At 64.0% G+C, this 23,580-nt stretch carries 19 protein-coding genes; all 19 read left to right on the top strand.

The genetic code is table 11. The annotated features are described in order from the left end of the window. Positions 1 to 295 precede the first annotated feature (295 nt). The 19 genes from mraZ (at position 296) to recN (ending at position 23,541) form a co-directional block, all read left to right on the top strand. Positions 296 to 754, top strand: coding sequence for a division/cell wall cluster transcriptional repressor MraZ (gene mraZ / locus LB558_RS13190; RefSeq protein WP_224697939.1), 459 nt, complete (start codon positions 296 to 298; stop codon positions 752 to 754). After that, positions 751 to 1,800, top strand: coding sequence for a 16S rRNA (cytosine(1402)-N(4))-methyltransferase RsmH (gene rsmH, locus LB558_RS13185; RefSeq protein ID WP_224697938.1), 1,050 nt, complete (start codon positions 751 to 753; stop codon positions 1,798 to 1,800). The genes mraZ and rsmH overlap by 4 nt, the downstream gene beginning before the upstream one ends. Before the next feature lie 4 nt (positions 1,801 to 1,804). Beyond that, entirely contained in the window at positions 1,805 to 2,203 is a 399-nt protein-coding gene (locus LB558_RS13180; RefSeq protein ID WP_127260311.1) for a hypothetical protein, read from the top strand. Further along, positions 2,200 to 3,909 (top strand): peptidoglycan D,D-transpeptidase FtsI family protein, encoded by a 1,710-nt coding sequence (locus tag LB558_RS13175; protein WP_224697937.1) that lies wholly within the window; start codon positions 2,200 to 2,202, stop codon positions 3,907 to 3,909. Before LB558_RS13180 ends, LB558_RS13175 begins: the two co-directional genes overlap by 4 nt. A 54-nt stretch (positions 3,910 to 3,963) precedes the next feature. Beyond that, positions 3,964 to 5,418 carry a UDP-N-acetylmuramoyl-L-alanyl-D-glutamate--2,6-diaminopimelate ligase gene (locus LB558_RS13170; protein ID WP_224697936.1) on the top strand — a complete coding sequence of 485 codons (1,455 nt, stop codon included), beginning with the start codon at positions 3,964 to 3,966 and terminating at the stop codon, positions 5,416 to 5,418. Continuing rightward, positions 5,415 to 6,872 (top strand): UDP-N-acetylmuramoylalanyl-D-glutamyl-2,6-diaminopimelate--D-alanyl-D-alanine ligase, encoded by a 1,458-nt coding sequence (locus LB558_RS13165; RefSeq protein ID WP_224697935.1) that lies wholly within the window; start codon positions 5,415 to 5,417, stop codon positions 6,870 to 6,872. The genes LB558_RS13170 and LB558_RS13165 overlap by 4 nt, the downstream gene beginning before the upstream one ends. Positions 6,873 to 6,890: 18 nt before the next feature. After that, on the top strand, positions 6,891 to 7,973 hold the full coding sequence (gene mraY, locus LB558_RS13160) for a phospho-N-acetylmuramoyl-pentapeptide-transferase (RefSeq protein ID WP_224697934.1): 1,083 nt from the start codon (positions 6,891 to 6,893) through the stop codon (positions 7,971 to 7,973). Between the two features lie 8 nt (positions 7,974 to 7,981). Next, the gene (gene murD / locus LB558_RS13155; protein WP_224697933.1) at positions 7,982 to 9,382 is read left to right on the top strand and encodes a UDP-N-acetylmuramoyl-L-alanine--D-glutamate ligase; all 1,401 of its coding nucleotides are present in this window, start codon (positions 7,982 to 7,984) and stop codon (positions 9,380 to 9,382) included. Next, the gene (ftsW, locus tag LB558_RS13150; protein WP_027034940.1) at positions 9,382 to 10,533 is read left to right on the top strand and encodes a putative lipid II flippase FtsW; all 1,152 of its coding nucleotides are present in this window, start codon (positions 9,382 to 9,384) and stop codon (positions 10,531 to 10,533) included. The genes murD and ftsW overlap by 1 nt, the downstream gene beginning before the upstream one ends. Before the next feature lies 1 nt (position 10,534). Further along, entirely contained in the window at positions 10,535 to 11,662 is a 1,128-nt protein-coding gene (gene murG / locus LB558_RS13145) for an undecaprenyldiphospho-muramoylpentapeptide beta-N-acetylglucosaminyltransferase (protein WP_224697932.1), read from the top strand. Beyond that, positions 11,659 to 13,065, top strand: a complete 1,407-nt coding sequence (gene murC, locus LB558_RS13140; RefSeq protein WP_224697931.1) for a UDP-N-acetylmuramate--L-alanine ligase — start codon at positions 11,659 to 11,661, stop codon at positions 13,063 to 13,065. The genes murG and murC overlap by 4 nt, the downstream gene beginning before the upstream one ends. Then, a complete protein-coding gene (gene murB, locus LB558_RS13135; protein ID WP_127260304.1) occupies positions 13,062 to 14,027 on the top strand; it encodes a UDP-N-acetylmuramate dehydrogenase in 966 nt (321 codons plus the stop codon). Before murC ends, murB begins: the two co-directional genes overlap by 4 nt. A gap of 448 nt (positions 14,028 to 14,475) precedes the next feature. Continuing rightward, positions 14,476 to 15,402: a D-alanine--D-alanine ligase gene (locus tag LB558_RS13130; RefSeq protein WP_224697930.1), complete on the top strand. Its 927-nt coding sequence runs from the start codon at positions 14,476 to 14,478 to the stop codon at positions 15,400 to 15,402. Beyond that, positions 15,390 to 16,331, top strand: coding sequence for a cell division protein FtsQ/DivIB (locus LB558_RS13125; RefSeq protein WP_224697929.1), 942 nt, complete (start codon positions 15,390 to 15,392; stop codon positions 16,329 to 16,331). Before LB558_RS13130 ends, LB558_RS13125 begins: the two co-directional genes overlap by 13 nt. Beyond that, positions 16,328 to 17,635, top strand: coding sequence for a cell division protein FtsA (gene ftsA, locus LB558_RS13120; RefSeq protein ID WP_127260302.1), 1,308 nt, complete (start codon positions 16,328 to 16,330; stop codon positions 17,633 to 17,635). Before LB558_RS13125 ends, ftsA begins: the two co-directional genes overlap by 4 nt. A gap of 68 nt (positions 17,636 to 17,703) precedes the next feature. Further along, positions 17,704 to 19,383, top strand: a complete 1,680-nt coding sequence (gene ftsZ / locus LB558_RS13115; RefSeq protein ID WP_224697928.1) for a cell division protein FtsZ — start codon at positions 17,704 to 17,706, stop codon at positions 19,381 to 19,383. Positions 19,384 to 19,664: 281 nt separating this feature from the next. Beyond that, positions 19,665 to 20,615, top strand: coding sequence for a UDP-3-O-acyl-N-acetylglucosamine deacetylase (gene lpxC, locus LB558_RS13110; protein WP_224697927.1), 951 nt, complete (start codon positions 19,665 to 19,667; stop codon positions 20,613 to 20,615). A gap of 262 nt (positions 20,616 to 20,877) precedes the next feature. Continuing rightward, positions 20,878 to 21,747 carry an outer membrane protein assembly factor BamD gene (locus tag LB558_RS13105; RefSeq protein WP_024501459.1) on the top strand — a complete coding sequence of 290 codons (870 nt, stop codon included), beginning with the start codon at positions 20,878 to 20,880 and terminating at the stop codon, positions 21,745 to 21,747. A 120-nt stretch (positions 21,748 to 21,867) separates the two neighbouring features. Continuing rightward, entirely contained in the window at positions 21,868 to 23,541 is a 1,674-nt protein-coding gene (gene recN, locus LB558_RS13100) for a DNA repair protein RecN (RefSeq protein ID WP_224697926.1), read from the top strand. The last annotated feature ends 39 nt before the right edge of the window (positions 23,542 to 23,580 follow it).

The raw sequence follows: 23,580 nt of genomic DNA, 5'->3' as shown, positions 1-23,580 counted from the left end.
TAATGGACCATAAAGACGAGACGTGCCGTCACGGCTGCTCTCCTTGGTCGCGGCGCGCGTGTTTGTGAAGCCTATTCCCGTTGACGCCCATAGTGTCCCATGATACCCCATCTAGACATCAAAGCCTTCGTTCCGTGTCAGGGTAAAGCGTACGCCAATCGAGCAGCCGCGGCGGCTGCGCGTTTGCCGGTTTTTGCCTGTGCGGACGAGGTTGATACGGGGCAGGGAGCGCGCTGCGGCGGCGCGTGGGACAAGATGGAGAGGGGTGCGGCGGCGCAAGCGGCTGCAGTGTTCAATGGACCGGTTTCTGTCAAACACGGTGAGCAGGATCGATGCGAAGGGACGGGTGTCCGTTCCCGCGCATTTCCGTGCCGTCGTGCAGAAGCGCGGCTATTCGGAACTTTATGCGCTGCGCTGCCTGGATCTGCCGGCGATGGATGTCGGCGGGCTCGATCTGCTCGACCGCTACGAGCAGCGCATAGCGCTCGAGGATCCCTTCCTGCAGACGGCGGACGATATGTCGTTCTTCTGCCATGGCGACGGAACCTTCTTGAAACTCGACCAGGACGGCCGCATCACGATGAGCGATTTCCTTCGCGAACACACGGGCATTTCGGCCGAAGTGGCCTTTGTCGGGCGCGGCAATTTCTTCCAGATCTGGGAGCCGGGACGGCTTGCCGCCTATGGGGCGCAGGCGCGCGCACGGCTTTTGCAGCTTCGGCAGGGGACGAAGCTTGGGGAGCGACCGGAATGACGGCAGGCCACGGCGATGACCTTCCTCGCGCCGTAGATGGGCACGCCGTTGGCGGATCGGCCCGCCACATTCCGGTCCTCCTTGCCGAAGTGCTCGAAGCGCTGGCGCCCGCGCAGGGCGACATCATCATCGACGGCACGTTCGGCGCCGGCGGCTACACCAAGGCCATTCTGGCAACGGGCGCCTCGGTGGTGGCGATCGACCGCGATCCGGATGCAATCGCTGCCGGGCGCGATCTGGAAGCGCTGTCGGGCGGCCGGCTGCGGCTGGTGCAGGCGCCGTTCTCGACGCTGGACGAACATGTCGAGAGCGCCGACGGGATCGTGCTCGATATTGGTGTCTCCTCGATGCAACTCGACCAGGCGGAGCGCGGGTTTTCGTTCCGCGCCGACGGGCCGCTCGACATGCGCATGGCGCAGGCTGGTTTGAGCGCCGCCGACGTCGTCAATAGCTTCAAGCCGGGCGACCTTGCGCGCATCTTCGGCTTCCTCGGCGAGGAGCGTCATGCCGGGCGCATCGCCCGCATGATCGAGGCTCGCCGCGAAAAGCGCCCGTTCGAGCGCACGCTGGAACTCGCCGACGCCATCGAGACGCATATCGGCCGGGCGCCGAAGGACAAGATTCATCCGGCGACGCGCGTCTTCCAGGCGCTGCGCATTTTCGTCAATGACGAGCTTGGCGAACTGGCCAAGGCCTTGTTTGCCGCCGAACGCGCTCTGAAGCCGGGCGGACGGCTCGCCGTGGTGACGTTCCATTCGCTGGAAGACCGCATCGTCAAGCGTTTCATCGCCGACCGGGCAGACGTCGCGACCGGCTCGCGTCATCTGCCCGAGGCGCATGCGCGCACCGCGACGTTCCGCAAGGCGGGCGGCGGGGTGACTGCCGGCGACGCCGAGGTGGCGGCCAATCCGCGCGCTCGTTCGGCCAGGCTGCGCGCGGCAATCCGTACCGAGGCGCCGGCGCGCAGCAGCGACTTTTCGATTTTCGGCCTTCCAAAGCTTCCCGGCCCAACACTTCCCGGCACAGGCCGGCCGGGGGAGAGGTAGCTAAGTGTTTCGTACCAGCGACATTGTCCTGATCGCCGTCATGGTTGCGGTCGCGGCCCTTACCTACAAGGCCAAGCGCGAGGCCGAGGAACAATTGGCTTCGGTGCAGAAGATCCATGCGCAGATACGCTATGAGGAGGACACGATCGACCTGCTCAAGGCCGACTGGAGCCTGCTCACCCAGCCGTCGCGGCTGCAGAAGCTGACTGAACTCTACAAGTCGCAGCTCGAACTCGAGCCGGTCAGCGCCCGCCAGATCGGCGGCATCGGCGACCTGCCGGCCAAATCCCTTGACATCCAGGACATACTGTCGGGACGCCAGGGCGGCATGGCCGACAATTCGGGCGGCAAGGCGCCGTCGGACGGCAGGGATCCCGTGGTGACCGGAGGCATCGCCCAATGATCGGCAAACTGCTGAAGCGTCGCGCCAGGACGAGTGTAGATGGATCGATCGTGGTCGAGGGCGCCCGCAAGGCGACCGGCGGCAAGGGCAGGACGCGCATCGTCATGACGATGGCGGTGTTCTTCGGCATCTTCTCGACCATATCAGGGCGGCTGGTCTATCTCGGCTTCCAGACCCCCGACATGTCGGGCGGTCCGCAGAGCCGGGTGACGGCATCACGGCCCGACATCGTCGACCGCAACGGCGAAGTGCTGGCCACGGACATCAAGACGGCGTCGCTGTTTGCAGAACCGCGCCGGATTGTAGACGCCGACGAGGCGATCGAGAAGCTGTCGACGGTGCTTCCGGATATCGACTATGAGCAGACCTACCACAAGCTGAAGAGCGGCGCCGGTTTCGTCTGGCTGCAGCGGCAGCTGACGCCCAAGCAGCAGTCCGACATCATGCAGCTCGGCATTCCCGGTTTCGGCTTCCGTACCGAAAAGCGCCGCTTCTATCCGAGCGGCGAGACCTCGTCCTACATTGTCGGCCTCACCAACATCGACAACCAGGGCATCTCCGGAATGGAGAAATATGTCGATGAGCAGGGGCTGAGCGACCTGCAGGCATCGGGCCTTGCCATTGCCAAGGATCTCAAGCCGGTAAAGCTTTCGATCGATCTGCGCGTGCAGCATGTCGTGCGCGACGAAATCGCCGCCGGCCTGGAGCGCTATCGTGCCATGGGCGCCGGCGCCGTCGTGCTCAACGTCAAGACCGGCGAAGTGGTGGCGATGGCCTCGGTGCCGGATTTTGATCCGAACAATCCCTACAATGCACAGGACAAGGACCGGCTGAATCGCATGTCGGCGGGCCTCTACGAGATGGGTTCGACCTTCAAGAGCTTCACCTCAGCCATGGCGCTCGATTCCGGCAAGGCGACGATGGCGAGCCGCTTCGATGCTTCGCATCCAATCCGGGTCGGCCATCAGGCCATTCACGATTTCCACGGCAAGAACCGTGTGCTGTCGTTGCCGGAGGTGTTCCTCTATTCGTCCAACATCGGATCGGCCAGGGAAGCCGAGATGGTCGGCATCGAGGGGCATCGCGAATTCCTGCATCGTCTTGGCATTCTGGACAGGATGCAGACCGAATTGCCGGAGACTGCCCGTCCGACTGAACCGAAGGTCTGGAAACAGGTCAATTCATTCACCATCGCCTTCGGCCATGGCGTGTCGACGACGCCGCTGCAAGCGGCTGTGGGCTGCGCGGCGTTGATGAATGGCGGCTTCCTGATGAACCCCACCTTTTTGGTGCGGACGCAGGCCGAAGCGATGGCCACCGCCAAGAGAGTGGTGAGCGAAAAGACCGTCGAAGGCATGCGCTACCTCTATTCGCTCAATGCCGAGAAGGGCTCTGCTAGAAACGCCAGAGTCCCCGGCTACCGCGTTGGCGGCAAGACCGGAACGGCCGAGAAGGTCATCAATGGCCGCTACTCGAAGGACTTGAATTTCAACACCTTCGTCGCCGCTTTCCCGATGGACGATCCGCAATACCTGGTGTTTACGATTGCCGATGCCCCGCACCCGGAAAAGCCTGGCATGACGGATGTCGCGGCGTCGAATGCGGGGGTTATGGCCGGCAATATCATCAGGCGTTCAGCTGCCATGCTTGGCGTGAAGCCAGATTTCAGCCATGAAAATGGTGCAACGCTGGTTTCCTATCAGTGATTCTTAGGGCGCGCCGGCAACAGCGCGCTATTTTGTTGCGGTGAACGGGACTCGATGAAGCTCAGAGATCTAGCCGGTATCCTGCCCGTCGAGGGAATAGCTTCCGTCGATCTGGAGGTTACAGGGATTTCTTCGGATTCCCGCCAGGTAAAACCGGGCGTTGTCTTTTTTGCGCTCGCCGGAACCAAGGCCGATGGCGCCGTTTATGCCGCAGATGCCGCCGCGCGCGGTGCGGCTGCGATCGTGGCGGGCAAGGGCAGCACCATTGCTGGGCTCCCGGTTCCGGTGCTGGCGGTCGACGATCCGCGCCTGGCGCTGGCGCTGGGTGCGGCCCGCTATTTCGGCAAGCAGCCTGAGATCATGGTCGCGGTGACCGGCACCAGCGGCAAGACCTCGGTCGCCGCCTTCACCAGGCAGATCTGGGAGCAGGCCGGTTATGCCGCCGCTTCGATCGGGACCACGGGCGTGGTGGCTCCTGGACGCAACGACTATGGCTCGCTGACGACACCCGATCCGGTCGCCCTGCATCAATTGCTGCGGGAATTGGCCGATGCCGGCGTCACCCACGCCTCCATGGAAGCCTCCAGCCATGGGCTCGACCAGCGCCGCCTCGACGGCGTGAAGCTGGCGGCCGGCGGCTTCACCAATCTCGGCCGCGACCATATGGACTATCATCCGACCATCGAGGACTATCACCGCGCCAAACTGCGTCTGTTCGACACGCTGCTGCCGAAGGGCGCACCAGCCGTGATCTTCGCCGACGATCCATGGTCGGCCCCGACGACCCTGGCCGCACAGGCTGCCGGGCTCAATGTGCTGACGGTCGGCCGCCATGGCGATTTCCTCAGGCTGAAGCGGGTCGAGCACGAGCGCCACCGCCAGCGCGCCGAAGTCGAGGCCGATGGCGTGCTCTACGAGATCGACCTGCCGCTGGCCGGTGATTTCCAGATTTCGAACGCCCTGGTTTCGGCGGGGCTTGCCATCTCCACGGGAACACCTGCCGCCAAGGCCTTGATGGCGTTGGAGAAACTGAAGGGCGCGCCGGGCCGGCTCGACCTCGTCGGCACCACCGCCAATGGCGCGCCGGTCTATGTCGATTATGCCCACAAGCCCGATGCGCTCGAAAACGTGCTGGCCTCGGTGCGCCCATTCACCACCGGCCGCGTCATCGTCGTGTTCGGCTGCGGCGGCGACCGCGACCGCGGCAAGCGACCGATCATGGGCGAGATTGCCACGCGACTTGCGGATGTCGTCATCGTCACCGACGACAATCCGCGCTCCGAAGTGCCGGAAACGATCCGCGCCGCTATTTTGGCCGCTGCCCCCGGTGCCATCGAGATCGGCGACCGGCGCCAGGCGATCCATGAGGCGGTCGCCATGCTGCATGCCGGCGACACGCTGATCGTGGCCGGCAAGGGCCATGAGGAGGGCCAGACGATCGGCTCCGAGACCTTGCATTTCTCCGATCACGAGGAAGTCCGCGCGGCACTCGTGGAGCGTGCCGCATGAGCTTGCTGTGGACCTCCGAGGCGCTGGTTGCCGCCATGGACGGGCGGCCGCTCGGGCCGATGCCGGACGGCATTTCAGGCATTTCGATCGACAGCCGCAGCCTGCAGCCGGGCGACGCCTTCTTCGCCATCAAGGGCGAGGCGATGGACGGCCATGACTTCGCAACCGCCGCCATCAAGGCTGGCGCCGGCGTGCTGGTGGTGGCCGAAGGCAAGCTGCCGTCGCTCGGGCGGCTGACGGCGCCGATCATCGTCGTCGAGGACGTGCTGGTCGCGCTGGAAAAGCTTGGAGTTGCGTCGCGCGCCCGCTCGAGCGCGAAAATCATCGCCGTGACCGGTTCGGCCGGCAAGACCACCACCAAGGAAGCGCTGCGCCATGTGCTGCAAGCCGTCGGCAAGGTGCATGCCTCGGCGCAGTCCTTCAACAATCACTGGGGCGTGCCGCTGACTTTGGCACGCATGCCTGATGATTGCGACTATGCCGTGTTCGAGATCGGCATGAACCATCCCGACGAGATCCGTCCGCTGGTCAAGATGGTGAGGCCGCATGTCGCCATCGTCACCATGATCGCTGCGGCGCATCTCGGCTTTTTCCGCAATCTGGACGAGATCGCCAAGGCCAAGGCCGAGATTTTCGAGGGGCTGGAGCCCGATGGGGCCGCCGTCCTCAACCGCGACGATGCGCGCTTCAAGCTGCTCGACAAGATGGCCCATGCCGCCGGTGTCGAGCACGTCTACGGCTTCGGCGAGAATGCGCGCTCCACCTTCAAGCTCACCAAATGCGAACTGCATGCGGATCATTCCGACATCATCGCCAGGATCGGCGGCCACGAAGTGACGGCGCGGATCGGCGCGCCCGGCCGCCATATGGTACAGAACGTGCTGGCGGTGCTGGGTGCGGCGCATCTGGTCGGCGCCGATCTCGACAAGGTGGCTTCAGCACTGGCCGATCTCTCCGCGGAGCGCGGGCGCGGCAAGCGCCATGTGCTGCGCCATCCCGGTGGCTCGACTTCGAGCCACCCAGGTGGACTGATCACGCTGATCGACGAAAGCTACAACGCCAATCCGGCATCGATGGCCGCTGCGATGGCATTGCTCAACGCGACGCCGGTGACGGGCGAGGGCCGCCGCATCGCCGTGCTCGGCGACATGCTCGAACTCGGCGATCATTCGGCCAAGCTGCATGCGGCCCTTGCCGATCTCATCGTCGGCACGGGCACGCGGACCGTCTTCCTAGGCGGCCCGGAAATGCGGGCGCTGGCCGAAGCGCTGCCGGCTGAGATCAAGACGGAATACCGCGCCGGTGTCGAGGAGCTGAAGCCGGTGCTGCTTGCCGCGCTTAAGCCGGGTGACGTGGTGATGATCAAATCGTCGAAGGGCATCGGTTTTGCAAAACTGGTCGATGCGCTGCTGGGCAAGTTCCCGGCTGAATCGACAGTCAGAAAACAGACCTAGGTCGGGGACGAAAAGCGCATGTTTACACTGCTCGTCGATTTTGCGGACAAGGTCTCGGTCTTCAATGTCTTCCGCTACATCACATTCCGCACCGGCGGGGCGCTGATCACGTCGGCGCTGATCGTCTTCATCTTCGGACCGACCATCATCAATTCGCTGCGGCTGCGGCAAGGCAAGGGCCAGCCGATCCGCGCCGACGGGCCGCAGACACATTTCAAGAAGGCCGGCACGCCGACCATGGGGGGGCTGATGATCCTGTCGGGCATCATCGGCTCGTCGCTTTTGTGGGCGAACCTGTCTAGCATCTATGTCTGGGTGGTGCTGCTGGTGACGCTGGGCTTCGGCTCGATCGGCTTTTACGACGACTATCTGAAGGTGACCAAGCAGTCGCATCTCGGCTTTTCCGGCAAGGCACGGCTGGCGCTTGAATTCGTCATCGCCGGCATCGCCGCCTGGGTGATCATGCACAATGGCCAGGCGCCGTTCTCGTCGTCGCTGACATTTCCCTTTGCCAAGGAATTCATCGTCAATCTCGGCTGGTTTTTCATTCCGTTCTCCTGCTTCGTCATCGTCGGCGCCGGCAATGCCGTGAACCTGACCGACGGCCTGGACGGGCTGGCGATCGTGCCGATCATGATCGCGGCGGCCTCCTTCGGCGTCATCGCCTATCTCTCGGGCAATGCGGTGTTCGCCGAATATCTGCAGATCCATTTCGTGCCCGGCACCGGTGAACTGGCGGTCGTGCTTGGCGCGGTCATCGGCGCCGGCCTGGGCTTCCTCTGGTTCAATGCGCCGCCTGCGGCGATCTTCATGGGCGACACCGGATCGCTGGCCATGGGCGGCCTGATCGGCACGGTCGCGGTCGCCACCAAGCACGAGATCGTCCTGGTCATCGTCGGCGGATTGTTCGTCGTCGAAATCCTGTCCGTCATCGTCCAGGTCGGCTACTTCAAGATGACCGGCAAGCGGGTGTTCCTGATGGCGCCGATCCACCATCATTTCGAAAAGCTTGGCTGGACCGAAAGCCAGGTGGTGATCCGCTTCTGGATCATCGCCGTCATCCTGGCACTGGTCGGCCTGTCGACCCTCAAGCTGAGATAGGAGGCCTTTTGATCCCCGCCGCATCCTTTTCAGGCAAGCGCGTTTCGCTCTTCGGGCTCGGTGGCTCGGGGATCGCGACGGCGCGTGCGCTGATTGAGGGCGGTGCGGACGTGCTGGCCTGGGACGACAATCCCGACAGCGTGGCCAAGGCCGCCGTTGCCGGTATCGCGACCGCCGATCTGCGCGGCGCCGACTGGGCGAAATTCTCGGCCTTCGTGCTGTCGCCGGGTGTGCCGCTGACGCATCCCAAGCCGCATTGGACGGTGGAGCTGGCGCGCGGTTCAGGCGTCGAGATCATCGGCGACATCGAGCTTTTCTGCCGCGAGCGGATGCTGAGCGCGCCAAATTCGCCTTTCATCGCCATCACCGGGACCAACGGCAAGTCGACGACAACCGCGCTGACCGCGCACATCCTGAAAGCCGCGGGGCGCGACACGCAGATGGGCGGCAATATCGGCCGCGCCGTGATGACGCTCGATCCGCCCGAGCCCGATCGGCACTATGTCGTTGAATGCTCGTCCTATCAGATCGACCTCGCGCCCTCGATCAACCCGACGGCCGGCATCCTGCTCAACCTGACGCCCGACCATCTCGACCGCCACGGCACCATGCAGCACTACGCCGCGATCAAGGAACGGCTGGTGGCCGGCAGCGAGACGGCTATCGTCGGCATCGACGATTCCGGGTGCGCTCAGATTGCCGAGCGGCTGGAGCGGGCGGGGCGGCATGTCATCCGCATTTCCAAGCGCCTGCCGCTGACCGATGGCTATTTCGCCGATGGCAGCAACCTGATGGAAGCGGTGCACGGCCGTTACAGCCGTGTCGCCTTCCTCGAAGGCATCGGCTCGCTGCGTGGCCAGCACAATGCGCAGAACGCGCTGGCAGCGGTCGCCGCCTGCCTCAAGGTCGGGCTGGAGCTTGGCGAGATCCAGTCGGGGCTGGAAAGCTTTCCCGGCCTTGCGCACCGCATGGAACAGGTCGGCCGCAAGGACCATGTGCTGTTCATCAACGATTCCAAGGCGACCAATGCCGATGCTGCTGCGCCGGCGCTGTCCAGCTTCGCGCGCATCTACTGGATCGCCGGCGGCCTGCCCAAGGAAGGCGGCATCGAACCCTTGCGCGGCTTCTTCCCGCGCATCGCCAAGGCCTATCTTATCGGCGAGGCCGCCCCAGCGTTTTCGGCGACGCTCGGCGAGGCAGTTCCCTACGAGATTTCGGGCACGCTGGCCGCGGCGGTCGAGCACGCCGCGCATGATGCGGCTAAGGACGACAGCGGCGAGGCGGTGGTGCTGTTGTCGCCAGCCTGCGCCAGCTTCGACCAGTTCAAGAATTTTGAAGTCCGCGGCGAAGCCTTCAGGCAAGCTGCGAATGCTATCGAGGGTGTGAAACCCATCGGAGGGGCACGATAATGCAGAGCCGTCTCGACAAAAGTCCGGTTGCGACCTGGTGGTGGACGATCGATCGCTGGTTCCTGGCGGCGTTCCTGTCGCTGATGGGGCTTGGCATCGTCTTGTCCTTCGCCGCCAGCCCGGCGGTGGCCGAACGCATCGGCCTCGACAGCTTCCACTTTGCGACCAGGCAGATCATCTTCACCGTGCCGGCGCTCGGCGTGATGCTGGCCGTTTCCTTCCTCGATTCCCGGCAGATCAGGCGCATGGCGCTGATCATGCTGTGCCTGATGCTGGTGCTGATGGTGGCGGTGCTCTACATCGGCGTCGAGGTGAAGGGCGCGCGCCGCTGGGTGTCGCTTGCCGGCCTGTCCATCCAGCCCTCGGAATTTCTGAAACCCGCCTTCGTCATCATGTGCGCCTGGCTTTTCGCCGAGCACAAGCGCCAGCCCGACATTCCGGGCAATCTGTTCGCCATGCTGCTGCTGGTGCTGGTCGTGTCGCTGCTGGTGGCGCAACCGGACCTCGGCCAGACCATGCTGACGACCGGCACCTGGGGCATCATGTTCTTCATGGCCGGGCTGCCCTGGCTGTGGATCGTCGCGCTCGGCGCGGCCGGCGTCGGCGGCGTCTTTGCCGCCTATACGGTGTTCCCGCACGTTGCCTTGCGCATCGACAAGTTCCTCACCGGCGAGGGCGACACGTTTCAGGTCGACATGGGGCGCGAAGCGCTGATCAATGGCGGCTGGTTCGGTGTCGGACCGGGCGAGGGCACCGTCAAGCGCGTCATCCCCGATAGCCATGCCGACTTCGTGTTCTCGGTCGCGGGCGAAGAGTTCGGGCTGATCATGTGCTTCTTCATCATGTCGATCTTCGCCTTCATCGTGCTGCGCGGCCTCAACACGGCGCTCAAGGAGCATGACGATTTCACCCGCTATGCGGTCGGCGGCCTCGTCACCGTGTTTGGCCTGCAGGCGGTCATCAACATGTGCGTCAACCTCCAGCTCGTGCCGGCCAAGGGTATGACGCTGCCGTTCATCTCCTATGGCGGCTCCTCGCAGATCGCCATCGCCATCTCCATGGGCATGGTGCTGGCGCTGACACGCAAGCGGCCGGAAAAGCGCAAGCAGATGGGCTTTGGCCTGTCGCAACGCGCCGTGCCGGCGGAGTGATATGGCCAGAGGCGTCATCCTTCTCGCGGCAGGCGGCACCGGTGGGCATCTTTTCCCGGCCGAGGCGCTGGCGCATGAGCTGAACGAGCGCGGCTGGTCGGTGCATCTGGCAACCGACGACCGTGCCGAGCGTTTCGCCGGCCATTTTCCGGCCGCCGCCATCCACCCGATCCGGTCGGCGACGATGGGCTCGAAAAACCCTTTTGCCCTGCTTGGCGCCTTCTGGAAAATCTGGCGCGGCGTGCGCCAGGCCTCCGCCGTCATCGCCAGGATCAAGCCGGATGCGGTCGTCGGCTTCGGCGGCTATCCGACCCTGCCGCCGCTCTACGCGGCGACACGGCGCAAGGTACCGACCCTGATCCATGAGCAGAACGCGGTGATGGGGCGCGCCAACCGGGCGCTGGCCGGCCGTGTCGACGCCATCGCCGGTGGCTTCCTGCCGCAGGACACCAGTGCTGCCGGCATCAAGACGGTGACGACGGGCAATCCGGTCAGGCCTGCCGTGCTGGAAGCGGCCAGGACGGCTTATGCGGCGTCGACCGGGGAGCAGCCGTTCCGCCTGCTGGTGTTCGGCGGCAGCCAGGGCGCCCAGTTCTTTTCCGATGCCGTGCCGGGAGCCATTGCGCTGCTTTCCGATGCCCAGCGCGAGCGGCTGGTGATTACCCAACAAGCCCGCGCGGATGACGTGGCGCGGGTCAAGGTGGCCTATGCCGCGCTTGGCGTCGCCGCCGAGGTCTCGCCCTTCTTCACCGACATGGCGGCACGCATGGCGGCCGCTCATCTGGTGATCTCGCGTTCCGGCGCCTCGACCGTCTCGGAGATCGCCGTCATCGGCCGGCCGGCGCTGCTGGTGCCTTACCCCTATGCGCTCGATCACGACCAGGCGGCGAATGCGGCGGCCCTTGCCGCTGCCGGCGGCGGCGAAGTGCATCCGCAATCCTCGCTCTCGCCCGAACGCATCGCAGCGCTCATTGGCGATCTGATGGACGGCCCCGATCGGCTGACGGCGATGGCGGCGGGCGCGAAATCGGCCGGCAGGCCGGACGCGGCACGGTTGCTCGCTGATCTCACAGAGGCTATTGCGTCCAAAAAAACCATTTCGGATTTCAGGAAGGGGACGCAAGCATGAAGATGCCGCAGACCATCGGCCTTGTGCATTTCATCGGCATTGGCGGTATCGGCATGAGCGGCATTGCCGAAGTGCTGCACAATCTCGGCTACAAGGTGCAAGGGTCCGACCAGGCCGAAAGCGCCAATGTGCAGCGGCTGCGCGACAAGGGCATCGAATGCTTCGTCGGCCACAAGGCCGAGAATCTCGGCGATGCCGAGGTTGTCGTCGTCTCGACGGCGATCAAGAAATCCAACCCGGAGCTGAAGGCCGCGCGCGAAAAGCTGTTGCCGATCGTGCGCCGGGCCGAAATGCTGGCCGAGCTGATGCGCTTTCGCCAGGCGGTGGCGATCGGCGGCACGCATGGCAAGACGACGACGACCTCGATGGTGGCGACGCTGCTCGATGCCGGCGGGCTCGATCCGACCGTCATCAATGGTGGCATCATCAACGCCTATGGCACCAACGCGCGCATGGGCGACGGCGAATGGATGGTGGTCGAGGCCGACGAGAGCGACGGCACTTTCCTCAAGCTGCCGGCCGAGATCGCTGTCGTCACCAACATCGATCCCGAGCATCTCGATCACTACGGCAGCTTCGACAAGGTGCGCGAGGCGTTTCGCCAGTTCGTCGAGAACGTGCCGTTCTATGGTTTTGGCGTGATGTGCACCGATCACCCCGAGGTGCAGGCGCTGGTCAGCCGCATCGAGGACCGCCGGGTCATCACCTATGGCGAGAATGCGCAGGCCGACGTGCGCTTCACCAACCACCGCATGGCAGGTGCCATTTCGGAATTCGACGTGGTGATCCGCGACCGCAAGACCGGCGGCCAGACGACGATAGCAGGCCTGCGCCTGCCGATGCCCGGCCGTCACAACGTCTCCAACGCGACGGCAGCGATCGCGGTCGCGCATGAGCTTGGCCTCTCTGCCGAGGCGATCAAGAAGGGCCTGTCGTCCTTCGCCGGTGTCAAACGCCGCTTCACCCATACCGGTTCGTGGGACCGCGTCGAAATATTCGACGATTACGGCCACCATCCGGTCGAGATCTCGGCGGTGCTGAAGGCGGCGCGCAGCGCCACCCAGGGCCGCGTCATCGCCATTGCCCAGCCGCATCGCTTCACCCGGCTGCATGATCTGTTCAACGAGTTTTCCACCTGCTTCAACGACGCCGACACGGTGATGGTGGCGCCGGTCTATGCGGCCGGCGAGGAACCGATCGATGGCGTCAGCTCGGACGCGCTGGTGTCGCGCATCCGCGCCGGCGGTCATCGCGACGCCCGCTACATTGAGGGTCCGGCGGCGATTGCCCCCATCATCCGTGATCTGGCCAAGCCGGGCGATTTCGTCGTCTTCCTCGGCGCCGGCAACATCACCCAATGGGCCTATGCGTTGCCCAAGGAGCTTGGCGGGACCGTCTCATGATGCACGGCCAGGCCCTGATCGACAGACTGGGCGACCGGCTTGCCGGCTTGCGCGGCCGCCTGACGCCGAACGCCGAGATGGACAAGATCACCTGGTTTCGTGCCGGTGGCCTGGCTGAAGCGCTGTTCCAGCCGGCCGATGAGGAGGATCTTGCAGCGTTCCTCAAAGCCGTTCCCGAAGAAATACCACTGACCGTCGTCGGCGTCGGCTCGAACCTTCTGGTCCGTGATGGCGGCATTGAGGGCTTTGTCATCCGGCTTTCGGCCAAGGGCTTCGGCGAGGCCGAGGTGATTTCGCCGATCAGGATCAAGGCGGGAGCCGCGACCCCCGACAAGCGCGTCGCAGCGGTGGCGCTTGAGGCCGGCATTGGCGGCTTTCATTTTTACCACGGCATTCCGGGTGCAATCGGCGGTGCGCTGCGGATGAATGCCGGCGCCAACGGCGTCGAGACGCGCGAGCGCGTCGTCGAAGTGAGGGCGCTCGACCGCAAGGGCAATGTGCAGACGCTGAGCAATGCCGATATGGGATACGCCTATCGCCATTCAGCAGCGCCCTCCGGGCTGATCTTCACCTCGGCCGTGTTCGAGGGCTTCGCTGAGGACAGAGCGGCGATCAAGGCGGCGATGGAGGCCGTGCAGAACCATCGCGAGACCGTGCAGCCGATCCGCGAGAAGACCGGTGGCTCGACCTTCAAGAATCCGGACGGCACGTCGGCCTGGAAGGAGATCGACAGAGCGGGCTGCCGCGGCCTGATGATCGGCGGCGCGCAGATGTCGCCTATGCATTGCAACTTCATGATCAACACCGGAACCGCGACCGGCTACGACCTTGAATATCTCGGCGAGACGGTGCGCACGCGGGTGCTGGAGAATTCCGGCATCCGTCTGCAATGGGAAATCAAACGCATAGGTAATTTCCGGCCGGGGCATGCCGTACAGGAGTTTCTCGGGCAGCTCCTTTAAGGTGTGCTGATATTCAGGTGATGCCGGCCTGCAAACGACAGCTTTCTGCGCTTCCGGTGCTCACGGACCCGAATGTCCGCTCCGCTCCGGTTCTCGAAAACCATCGTTTTCGACTCGGCCTGACCTAAATCTCAACACACCTTCAGCCCATGATGAAGTTCATGTGATGCATGAACTTCAACGAGGCCGAAACGGTCCGCGACCGTTGCCGCAAAGACTCAACGACACGCTTTTCGCATCCATTTTCTCAGAAAGTGAATCTCTCGGAATCGTAAGCACTTGCCAGTGAATCAACTCTCTGATTCTCTGCTCGAAAGCGTTTCCTGATTTGAGTCGTTCGACGCGTTTTCAGCGTTTTCCGTCCGGGGGGGCAACCTGCCGGGAGACTCTGACTCAATGTTGCGGAAAATCTGATTTTGGTCCGCCGTGAGAGAGGGGATGCCGGGGAATGAAAAACAAGCATGTGGCCGTTCTGCTGGGTGGTTTTTCGTCCGAGCGGCCCGTGTCCCTGTCCTCCGGAAAGGCTTGCGCCGATGAGCTTGAGAAGGAAGGTTACCAGGTCACCCGCGTCGATGTCGGGCGCGATGTCGGCTCCGTGCTTGCCGAGCTCAAGCCCGATGTCGCCTTCAATGCGCTGCATGGCCCTTTTGGCGAGGACGGCACCATCCAGGGCATCCTGGAATATCTCGGCATTCCCTACACCCATTCCGGCGTGCTCGCCTCGGCTCTGGCGATGAACAAGGAGCAGGCCAAGCGGGTTGCCAAGTCGGTCGGCATCGTGGTCGCCGAATCGAAGGTCGCCAGCCGCTTCGCCATCCAGAACAAGCATCCGATGAAGCCGCCCTATGTGGTCAAGCCGGTCAATGAGGGTTCGAGCTTCGGCGTCGTCATCGTGCATGAAGGCCAGTCGCATCCGCCGCAGGTGATCGGCTCGTCCGAGTGGAAGTATGGCGACACCGTCATGGTCGAGCGCTACATCCACGGCCGCGAGCTGACCTGCGCGGTGATGGGCGATGTGGCGCTGGGGGTCTGCGAGATCATCCCGACGGGCCATTCCTTCTACGACTATGATTCAAAATATGTCGCCGGGGGATCAAAGCACGAATGCCCCGCAAAAGTTTCACCGAATATTTACCAAAAAATACAAACACTGGCGCTCAAGGCTCACCAAGCGATCGGCTGTCGGGGCGTTTCCCGGTCGGACTTCCGTTATGACGATCGTCATTCCGAAAACGGCGAGATTGTCTGGCTCGAGGTCAATACCCAGCCGGGTATGACGCCGACGTCCTTGGTGCCTGAAATCGCTGCCCAGGCCGGGCACTCGTTTGGCGATTTGTTGAGTTGGATGGTGGAGGACGCTTCGTGTCTGCGTTGAAATGGAGACAAGGTTGGGAGAGGAGTGCGGCGGGGCCGGCGCTGTTCGGCCTGCCATTGTCGTCGGGCCATTTCGTGCTGCCGCGCATGCTGCGCCGCCCGGTGCGCATTCTGGCGCGCCTGGGCGTCGGGGAATTCCAGGCGCCGCGTTTTTCCGCGGCCATGATGTCGGCCGTGCTGATTGCTTCGAGCAGTGCCTATGGCGCCTATCTCGGCGGTCATGTCGACGGTATCGTGCAGAGCATCACAGCCCGCACCGGATTTGCCGTCGATCAGGTCAAGGTGGTCGGCAATCGCCAGACCTCGGAAATCGATATACTCGACAGGCTTGAACTTGATGGCTGGACATCGCTGATCGGCTTTAATGCCGAGGCGGCGCGCGAGCGGATCTCCGGCCTGCCGTGGATCGAGGTTGCGGCGGTGCGCAAGGTCTATCCGCACACGCTGGAAGTACGTGTCGAGGAGCGCGAGGCTTTCGCGCTCTGGCAGCAGGGCGACGAGCTTTCGGTCATCGAGAGGAATGGTGCCATGATCGCGCCGTTCTCGGGCGGCAAGCAGGTGCTTCTGCCGCTGCTGATCGGCACCGGCGCGCCGGCGAGCGCGCCCAATTTCCTGGCCAAGGTCGAAAAATATCCCGAGCTCGCGAGCCGGATCAAAGGTTATATCCGTGTCGGCGAGCGGCGCTGGGACCTGAAGCTGGACAATGGCATCACCATCAAGCTTCCCGAGGACGACGAGGATCAGGCGCTCGCCGAACTCGTGAAGATGGATCACGACAACGGCTTGCTGTCGCGCGACATCGCCGCCGTCGACATGCGCCTGACGGACCGGCTGGTCGTGCAGTTGTCGGCGGAAGCGGCGACGCAGCGCGAAGCCGCCCTCAACGAGAAACCCAAGAGCCTGAAGCGCAAGCCGGAGACGAAGATATGAGCTGGCTTGGCGGTCCTGGCGATGCCGCGTCGCGCCGGTCTGGCACCCTGACGGTGCTGGATGTCGGTTCGAGCAAGGTCTGCTGCATGGTGGCCAAGCTGAAGCCGTGCGATGACGGCAAGCTGCTGCGCGGCCGCTCGCACCGGATCCAGGTGATCGGCATCGGCCATCAGAAGTCGCAAGGCGTGAAGTCTGGTGTCGTGGTCGATCTCGACAGGGCGGAACATGCCATCCGCCTTTCCGTCGACGCGGCCGAGCGCATGGCCGGGCTGACGGTCGATTCTCTGATCGTCAACATGACCGCTGGCCGGCTGAAGAGCGAAGCCTTCTCCGCCACCATCAATCTTGGCGGCCATGAGGCCGACGAGGCCGACATCAAGCGCGTTCTCGGTGCCGGCGCCAAGCAGGCGCTGAAGGCCGAGCGCGAGGTGATCCATTCGCTTCCCGTCGGCTTTTCGCTGGATGCCGAACGCGGCGTGCGCGATCCACGCGGCATGGTCGGCGACGCACTCGGCGTCGACATGCATGTGCTGACCGGCGACGCCGCGCCGATGCGCAATCTGGAGCTGTCCATCAACCGTTCGCATCTGTCGGTCGAGCGCATGGTGGCGACGCCCTATGCCAGCGGTCTGGCGGCCCTGGTCGACGACGAGCTGGAAATGGGTGCGGCCTGCATCGACATGGGCGGCGGCACGACGACGATCTCGGTGTTTTCGGAAGGCAAGTTCGTCCATGGCGACGCCATCGCCATCGGCGGCAACCATGTCACGCTGGACATGGCCAAGGGGCTGTCGACCTCGCTCGATGCCGCCGAACGGCTGAAGGTGATGCATGGCTCGGCGCTGCCGGGCAGCGCAGACGACCGCGACCTGGTCTCGATCCAGCCGATCGGCGACGATGGCGACGTGCCCTTGCAGATCCCGCGCTCGGTGATGACGCGCATCGTGCGCGCCCGCATTGACGAGACGCTCGAACTGCTGCGCGACCGGCTGAACAAGTCCGGCTATGGCAATGCAGTGGGCAAGCGTGTGGTTCTTACCGGCGGCGCCAGCCAGCTTGCCGGCCTGCCGGAGGCGGCGCGCCGCATCCTGGGACGCAATGTGCGCATCGGCCGCCCGCTCGGCGTGGCCGGCCTGCCGGAAGCGGCCAAGGGGCCTGCCTTCTCGGCTGCGGTGGGGCTTCTGATCTATCCGCAGATGGCGAGCTTCGAGAGCCATCCGGCGAAAGGAATTTCCGGTCTCAAAATGACCGGAACGGGCGGAAAACTGCATCGCATGAGTCAGTGGTTGAGAGACAGTTTCTAAAATTGACGGGGACAGCCCCATAGGCGGCCGCGGCGGCGAAGCGGCGTGAAAGGCAAAGGACGGAGACAATGACCATCAATCTGCAGAAGCCGGACATCACCGAGCTTAAGCCGCGCATCACCGTGTTCGGTGTCGGCGGCGGCGGCGGCAATGCCGTCAACAACATGATCACCGCCGGTTTGCGCGGTGTCGAGTTCGTGGTGGCCAACACCGACGCGCAGGCGCTGACCATGTCGAAGGCCGGCCGCCTGATCCAGCTCGGCGCGCATGTCACCGAGGGCCTCGGCGCCGGCTCGCAGCCGGAAGTCGGCCGTGCGGCGGCGGAAGAGTGCATCGACGAGATTCTCGATCACCTGACCAACACCCATATGTGCTTCGTCACCGCCGGCATGGGCGGCGGCACCGGCACGGGTGCTGCTCCCGTCGTTGCCCGCGCGGCGCGCGAAAAGGGCATCCTCACCGTCGGCGTCGTCACCAAGCCGTTCCATTTCGAAGGCCAGCGTCGCATGAAGACGGCGGATTTCGGCATCGAGGAATTGCAGAAATGCGTCGATACGCTGATCGTCATCCCCAATCAGAACCTGTTCCGGCTAGCCAATGACAAGACCACCTTCGCCGATGCCTTCGCCATGGCCGACCAGGTGCTCTATTCCGGTGTCGCCTGCATCACCGACCTGATGGTCAAGGAAGGCCTGATCAATCTTGACTTCGCCGACGTCCGTTCCGTCATGCGCGAGATGGGCAAGGCGATGATGGGCACCGGCGAGGCTTCCGGCGAGGGCCGCGCGATGGCCGCCGCCGAAGCGGCGATCGCCAACCCGCTGCTCGACGAGACCTCGATGAAGGGCGCCAAGGGCCTGCTGATCTCGATCACCGGCGGCCGCGACCTGACGCTGTTCGAAGTCGACGAAGCCGCGACCCGTATCCGCGAGGAAGTCGACCAGGACGCCAACATCATCCTGGGCGCTACTTTCGACGAGGAACTCGAAGGCGTCATCCGCGTCTCGGTGGTTGCCACCGGTATCGACAAGTCGGCCGCTGAAATCGCCGCCGCGCCGATCTCGATCCGCACGGCGCCGCCGAAGCCGGTCAGCCGCCCGGCAGCTCAGATCGCGGAGGTTCGTCCGGCGCCTGTCCAGCAGGCGGCATACGAGCCACGCGCTGTCGACCCGGTCGCGGAAGCCATCCAACTGGCCGAAGCAAATGCCGCGGCCATGGCGCAGGCGCGCCCGGCTCCGGTCGCTCATACGGAAGATTTCCGCCCGCAGAGCAAGATCTTCCAGGCGCCGCCAGCACAGCCGATGCCGCATCCCGTGGTTCAGCAGATGCAGCCGGCCCCGCAGCCGCGTGAGATGTTGCGCGAAGCCCCGCAGCCGGTTGCGATGGCGCCGCAGCGTATGCCGCGCGTCGAGGACTTTCCGCCGGTCGTCAAGGCCGAGGTGGATGCCAAGAGCCGCCCGGCCGACCACGAGAACAACAGCGGACCGATGGGCCTGCTGAAGCGCCTGACCAATGGTCTGACCCGCCGCGAGGAAGAACCCGCACGGCTGCAGCCGGCGCAGCCGCGCGAGCCCAAGCTGCGCCAGGCCGCGCCCGAAGTGCGCCGTCTCGCCAGTCAGGATGCGCAGCTCTATGCGCCGCGCCGTGGCCAGCTCGATGATCAGGGCCGCCTGACGCCGCAGGTGAGGACGACTCAGGAAGACGATCAGCTGGAGATTCCGGCGTTCCTGCGCCGCCAGGCCAACTGATTGGTAAACGGATTGTAACATTTGTTAACAGGCGAGCGAGGAACCGCTTGCCTGTTAACGTTTTAAATGATGTGATTTCAACTACTTACCAAGTCGCACCCATTCCATTTCGCGGTTACACCGAGTAAGAAACCGTGATTTGGAGTCTCCCTGACGGGACATTATCTTCGCTGCCTACCATCATCGGTTTGCCGGGATTTCGGGGGAAGTCGCCCTGCCAGCCGATTCACACAAGAGCCGCGCCCTCGGGCTGGAGAAGCGGACCTAGGCATTACGGGCTTATGGGGATTGTCTTGCACGACTATCAGACGACATTGAAGACGCGCGCGTCGCTTACCGGCACCGGCGTCCACAGCGGCAAGGAAGTGTCCATCAGCTTCGTGCCGACGGATGCCGACAGCGGCATCGTTTTCCAGCTTTTCAGCGGTGCGGAGCAGGGCCGCGAGTTTCGTGCCCTGGTCTCGGAAGTCGGCGCCACCGACCTCTGCACCATGCTTGGTGATCCCGCCGGCGAGCATATCGCCACGGTCGAGCACATCATGGCAGCGCTGTTTGGGCTCGGCATCGATAATGTCGCTGTCGAGATCGATGGTTCCGAGGTTCCGATCTTCGACGGCAGCGCCATGGCGTTCGTCGAAGCCATCGACCAGGCGGGCATCGAGACGCTTTCGGTCAAGCGCCGCTATATCAGGGTCATCAAGCCGGTCCGCATCGAGAACGGCGCCTCGTGGGCGGAGTTTCGGCCCTATGACGGGACCCGTTTCGAGATCGAGATCGACTTCGAAAGTCCGGCGATCGGTCGTCAGCTGTTTGCCTCCGACCTCAATGCCGATATTTTCCGTCGCGACATCGCGCGCGCCCGCACCTTCGGCTTCATGAAGGATGTCGAGCGGCTGTGGGCTGCAGGCTACGCGCTCGGCTCCTCGCTGGAGAACTCGCTGGTCATCGGCGACGACAACCGCGTCATCAATATGGGCGGCCTGCGGTATCCCAACGAATTCGTGCGCCATAAAACGCTGGACGCCATAGGCGACCTGGCGCTGGCCGGCGCCCGCTTCATCGGCTGCTTCCGCTCCTATCGCGGCGGCCACAGGATGAATGCCGCGGCCCTGCGCCGCCTGCTGTCGGACCGCACGGCGTTCGAGATCGTCGAGACGACGCGCCGTGAGCGTGGCCGCGGCGCCGAGATGCACGCCGTCAACGCGCCACTCTATGCGCCTTGGATGATCTGATTTCCCGGGTTTTTCGGGTTCCATGGGCGGTAGCGCATGTTGCAGGAATGCACCACCCGCCGGTGAAATTGCATTGATGTCCAAGCAGCGTCCGGCCGCCACAAAAATGCGCGATTGGCCGGAGATAGCGTTGCCGGGCAAGGCGGTTATGGTTTATGGCTGCTGCCGTCGATTAGTGCATGTCGTTCAAAAGTGGGGACCAGTTTTGAAACAATGGCATGCAACTGGCATTGAAATAGCGCCGAAAGGGCGAGATCCAATCATGTTCTTCAAGCGAGTTGGTCAATTGAAAGCACCGCAGAGGGCTGTTTTCCTGGCGCTTTCAGTAGTTGTTCCATCGCTCTTCCTGTCGGCCTGCATGTCGTCGGAGAAAGATATCGACCTGTCGACCTATGTCGACCAGACCGAGCCGGCCGATGTTCTCTACAATCAGGGCCTTGCCAATCTCAATGCCGGGCGCCTGCAGGAGGCGAGCCGCAAGTTCGACGCCGTCGACCGCCAGCATCCCTATTCGGAATGGGCCCGCAAATCGATGGTGATGGGCGCTTTCGCCGACTACCGCCAAGGCAATTACGACGAGGCTATCGGCTCGGCCAAGCGCTATCTCACGCTTTATCCGTCGACCGATGACGCCGCCTATGCGCAGTACATCATCGGCTTGAGCTACTACCGCCAGATCAAGGACGTGACGCAGGACCAGAAGGAAGCGCGTCAAACCGTTCAGACGATGCAGGATCTCGTCACGCGCTGGCCGACATCGGAATATGTCGACGACGCCAAGGAAAAGATCCGCTTCGCCAACGACCAGCTGGCCGGCAAGGAAATGCAGATCGGCCGCTACTATCTCGAACGTCGCGAATACATCGCCGCCGTCAAGCGCTTCCGCACCGTGGTCGAGAACTATTCCAACACGCGCCATGTCGAGGAGGCGCTCGCCCGCCTGACCGAAAGCTATTACGCGATGGGCCTGACGTCGGAGGCGCAGACCGCCGCCGCCGTGCTCGGCACCAACTACCCTGACAGCCCTTGGTACAAAGATTCCTACAAGCTCTTGCAGAGCAATGGGCTTGCACCGCGCGAAAATGCCGGGTCGTGGATATCCAAAGCCGGGAAGATGATCACCGGGGCCTGACGCCAGAGCATCGACTGAAGCGCTTGCAGCGCTTTTTCGGATTGATCCGGTGCTCAAACAAAAAGATAGTGCGGCGCTGCGACTCCAAATGGTCGCCTGCCGTTCTAGATTTGGGTTCTGATGCTTTCCAGACTGTCGATCCGCGATATCGTCCTGATCGAGAAGCTGGATATCGACTTCCAGCCGGGTCTTTCGGTGCTGACCGGCGAAACCGGCGCCGGCAAATCCATCCTGCTCGATGCCCTGTCGCTGGCGCTCGGAGCGCGCGGCGACGCGTCGCTTGTGCGCCACGGCGCGGCACAGGGCCAGGTCATCGCCGTCTTCGACGTGCCGCGCAATCATCCTGCCCGTACGCTGCTTGCCGACAATGCGATCGAGGATGATGGCGACATCATCCTGCGCCGCCTGCAGACGGCGGACGGCCGCACCCGCGTCTTCGTCAACGATCAGCCTTCAAGCGTCACCCTGATGCGCGATGTCGGGCGCGCGCTGGTCGAGATCCACGGCCAGCATGACGAGCGTGCGCTGGTCGATCCCGGTGCGCACCGCGAGGTGCTCGACGCTTTCGGCGGTCATCTCGGCGCCGTCCGCTCGACAGGCGAGGCATGGCGGCACTGGCGCGCCTGCGAGCAGGAGCTGTCGCGCCACCGTGCCAAGGTGGCGGCGGCGGCGCGCGAAGCCGACTATCTGCGCGCGGCGGTGGCGGAGCTGACGAAGCTCGATCCGCAGCCGGGCGAGGAGACCGACCTTGCCGAACTGCGGGCGTCAATGATGCGAGCGGAGAAGATCACTTCCGAAATCCATGACGCGCAGGATGTGCTGTCCGGCCCGTCCTCGCCCTTGCCGCAACTGGCCAGCCTGCTGCGGCGGCTGCAACGCAAGGTGACGGAGGCGCCCGGCCTGCTCGACGATGTCGTCAAATCGCTCGACGAGGCGATGCTGTCCCTCGACGCGGCGCAATCGGGGGTCGAGGCAGCACTGCGCGCCACCGAATATGATCCGCAGAAGCTGGAAAAGGCGGAGGAACGGCTGTTTTCGCTGCGTGCGGCCTCGCGCAAACACAGCGTCGCGGTCGACGATTTGGCGCAGCTGCGCGACACGATGTCGGCCGATCTCGCCGATCTCGATGCCGGCGAGGAGCGCCTGCACGGGCTGGAAAAGCAGGCCACCGCCGCGCGCGAGACCTATGACATTGCCGCAGCACAACTGTCTTCGCTTCGTCATGCGGCGGCGGTCGGCCTGACCAAGGCGGTGATGGCCGAATTGCCGGCCCTGAAGCTCGAACGCGCCGCCTTTATCGTGGAAATGAAGAGCGAGGCCGAGAGCCGCATGGAAGAGGGCATCGACCAGATCGAATTCTGGGTGCGCACCAATCCCGGCACACGGCCCGGGCCGATGATGAAAGTGGCCTCCGGCGGCGAGCTTTCGCGCTTCCTTCTGGCGCTGAAGGTGGCGCTGGCCGACCGCGGCTCGGCGCCGACACTGGTGTTCGATGAAATCGACACCGGCGTGGGCGGTGCTGTCGCCGACGCCATCGGCCAAAGGCTGGCGCGGCTGTCGAAGCGCGTCCAGGTGCTCTCGGTGACGCACGCGCCACAGGTGGCAGCACGCGCGGCGACGCATTTCCTGATCTCCAAATCCGGCACCACCGACCGTGTCGCCACAGGCATTGCCGAGATGGACCGGCCGGCGCGGCAGGAAGAGATCGCGCGCATGCTGGCCGGCGCCACCATCACCGACGAGGCGCGCGCCGCCGCCGAGCGGCTGCTGCGTGAGAACACCACGGCTGCATAACAACAACGGGTATTAGGGATCGAGTCAGCATATGGCTCC

It is taken from the genome of Mesorhizobium sp. CO1-1-8 (assembly GCF_020164875.1).
Taxonomy (GTDB): Bacteria; Pseudomonadota; Alphaproteobacteria; order Rhizobiales; family Rhizobiaceae; genus Mesorhizobium.
This window is presented reverse-complemented; position numbering and strand designations above follow the sequence as displayed.

Excerpts from the sequence above, each read along its gene's own strand:
- mraZ (WP_224697939.1), top strand. The coding sequence starts at position 296 with ATGGACCGGTTTCTGTCAAACACGGTGAGCAGGATCGATGCGAAGGGA.
- rsmH (WP_224697938.1), top strand. The coding sequence starts at position 751 with ATGACGGCAGGCCACGGCGATGACCTTCCTCGCGCCGTAGATGGGCAC.
- LB558_RS13175 (WP_224697937.1), top strand. The coding sequence starts at position 2,200 with ATGATCGGCAAACTGCTGAAGCGTCGCGCCAGGACGAGTGTAGATGGA.
- LB558_RS13170 (WP_224697936.1), top strand. The coding sequence starts at position 3,964 with ATGAAGCTCAGAGATCTAGCCGGTATCCTGCCCGTCGAGGGAATAGCT.
- LB558_RS13165 (WP_224697935.1), top strand. The coding sequence starts at position 5,415 with ATGAGCTTGCTGTGGACCTCCGAGGCGCTGGTTGCCGCCATGGACGGG.
- mraY (WP_224697934.1), top strand. The coding sequence starts at position 6,891 with ATGTTTACACTGCTCGTCGATTTTGCGGACAAGGTCTCGGTCTTCAAT.
- ftsW (WP_027034940.1), top strand. The coding sequence starts at position 9,382 with ATGCAGAGCCGTCTCGACAAAAGTCCGGTTGCGACCTGGTGGTGGACG.
- murG (WP_224697932.1), top strand. The coding sequence starts at position 10,535 with ATGGCCAGAGGCGTCATCCTTCTCGCGGCAGGCGGCACCGGTGGGCAT.
- murC (WP_224697931.1), top strand. The coding sequence starts at position 11,659 with ATGAAGATGCCGCAGACCATCGGCCTTGTGCATTTCATCGGCATTGGC.
- murB (WP_127260304.1), top strand. The coding sequence starts at position 13,062 with ATGATGCACGGCCAGGCCCTGATCGACAGACTGGGCGACCGGCTTGCC.
- LB558_RS13130 (WP_224697930.1), top strand. The coding sequence starts at position 14,476 with ATGAAAAACAAGCATGTGGCCGTTCTGCTGGGTGGTTTTTCGTCCGAG.
- ftsA (WP_127260302.1), top strand. The coding sequence starts at position 16,328 with ATGAGCTGGCTTGGCGGTCCTGGCGATGCCGCGTCGCGCCGGTCTGGC.
- ftsZ (WP_224697928.1), top strand. The coding sequence starts at position 17,704 with ATGACCATCAATCTGCAGAAGCCGGACATCACCGAGCTTAAGCCGCGC.
- lpxC (WP_224697927.1), top strand. The coding sequence starts at position 19,665 with ATGGGGATTGTCTTGCACGACTATCAGACGACATTGAAGACGCGCGCG.
- LB558_RS13105 (WP_024501459.1), top strand. The coding sequence starts at position 20,878 with ATGTTCTTCAAGCGAGTTGGTCAATTGAAAGCACCGCAGAGGGCTGTT.
- recN (WP_224697926.1), top strand. The coding sequence starts at position 21,868 with ATGCTTTCCAGACTGTCGATCCGCGATATCGTCCTGATCGAGAAGCTG.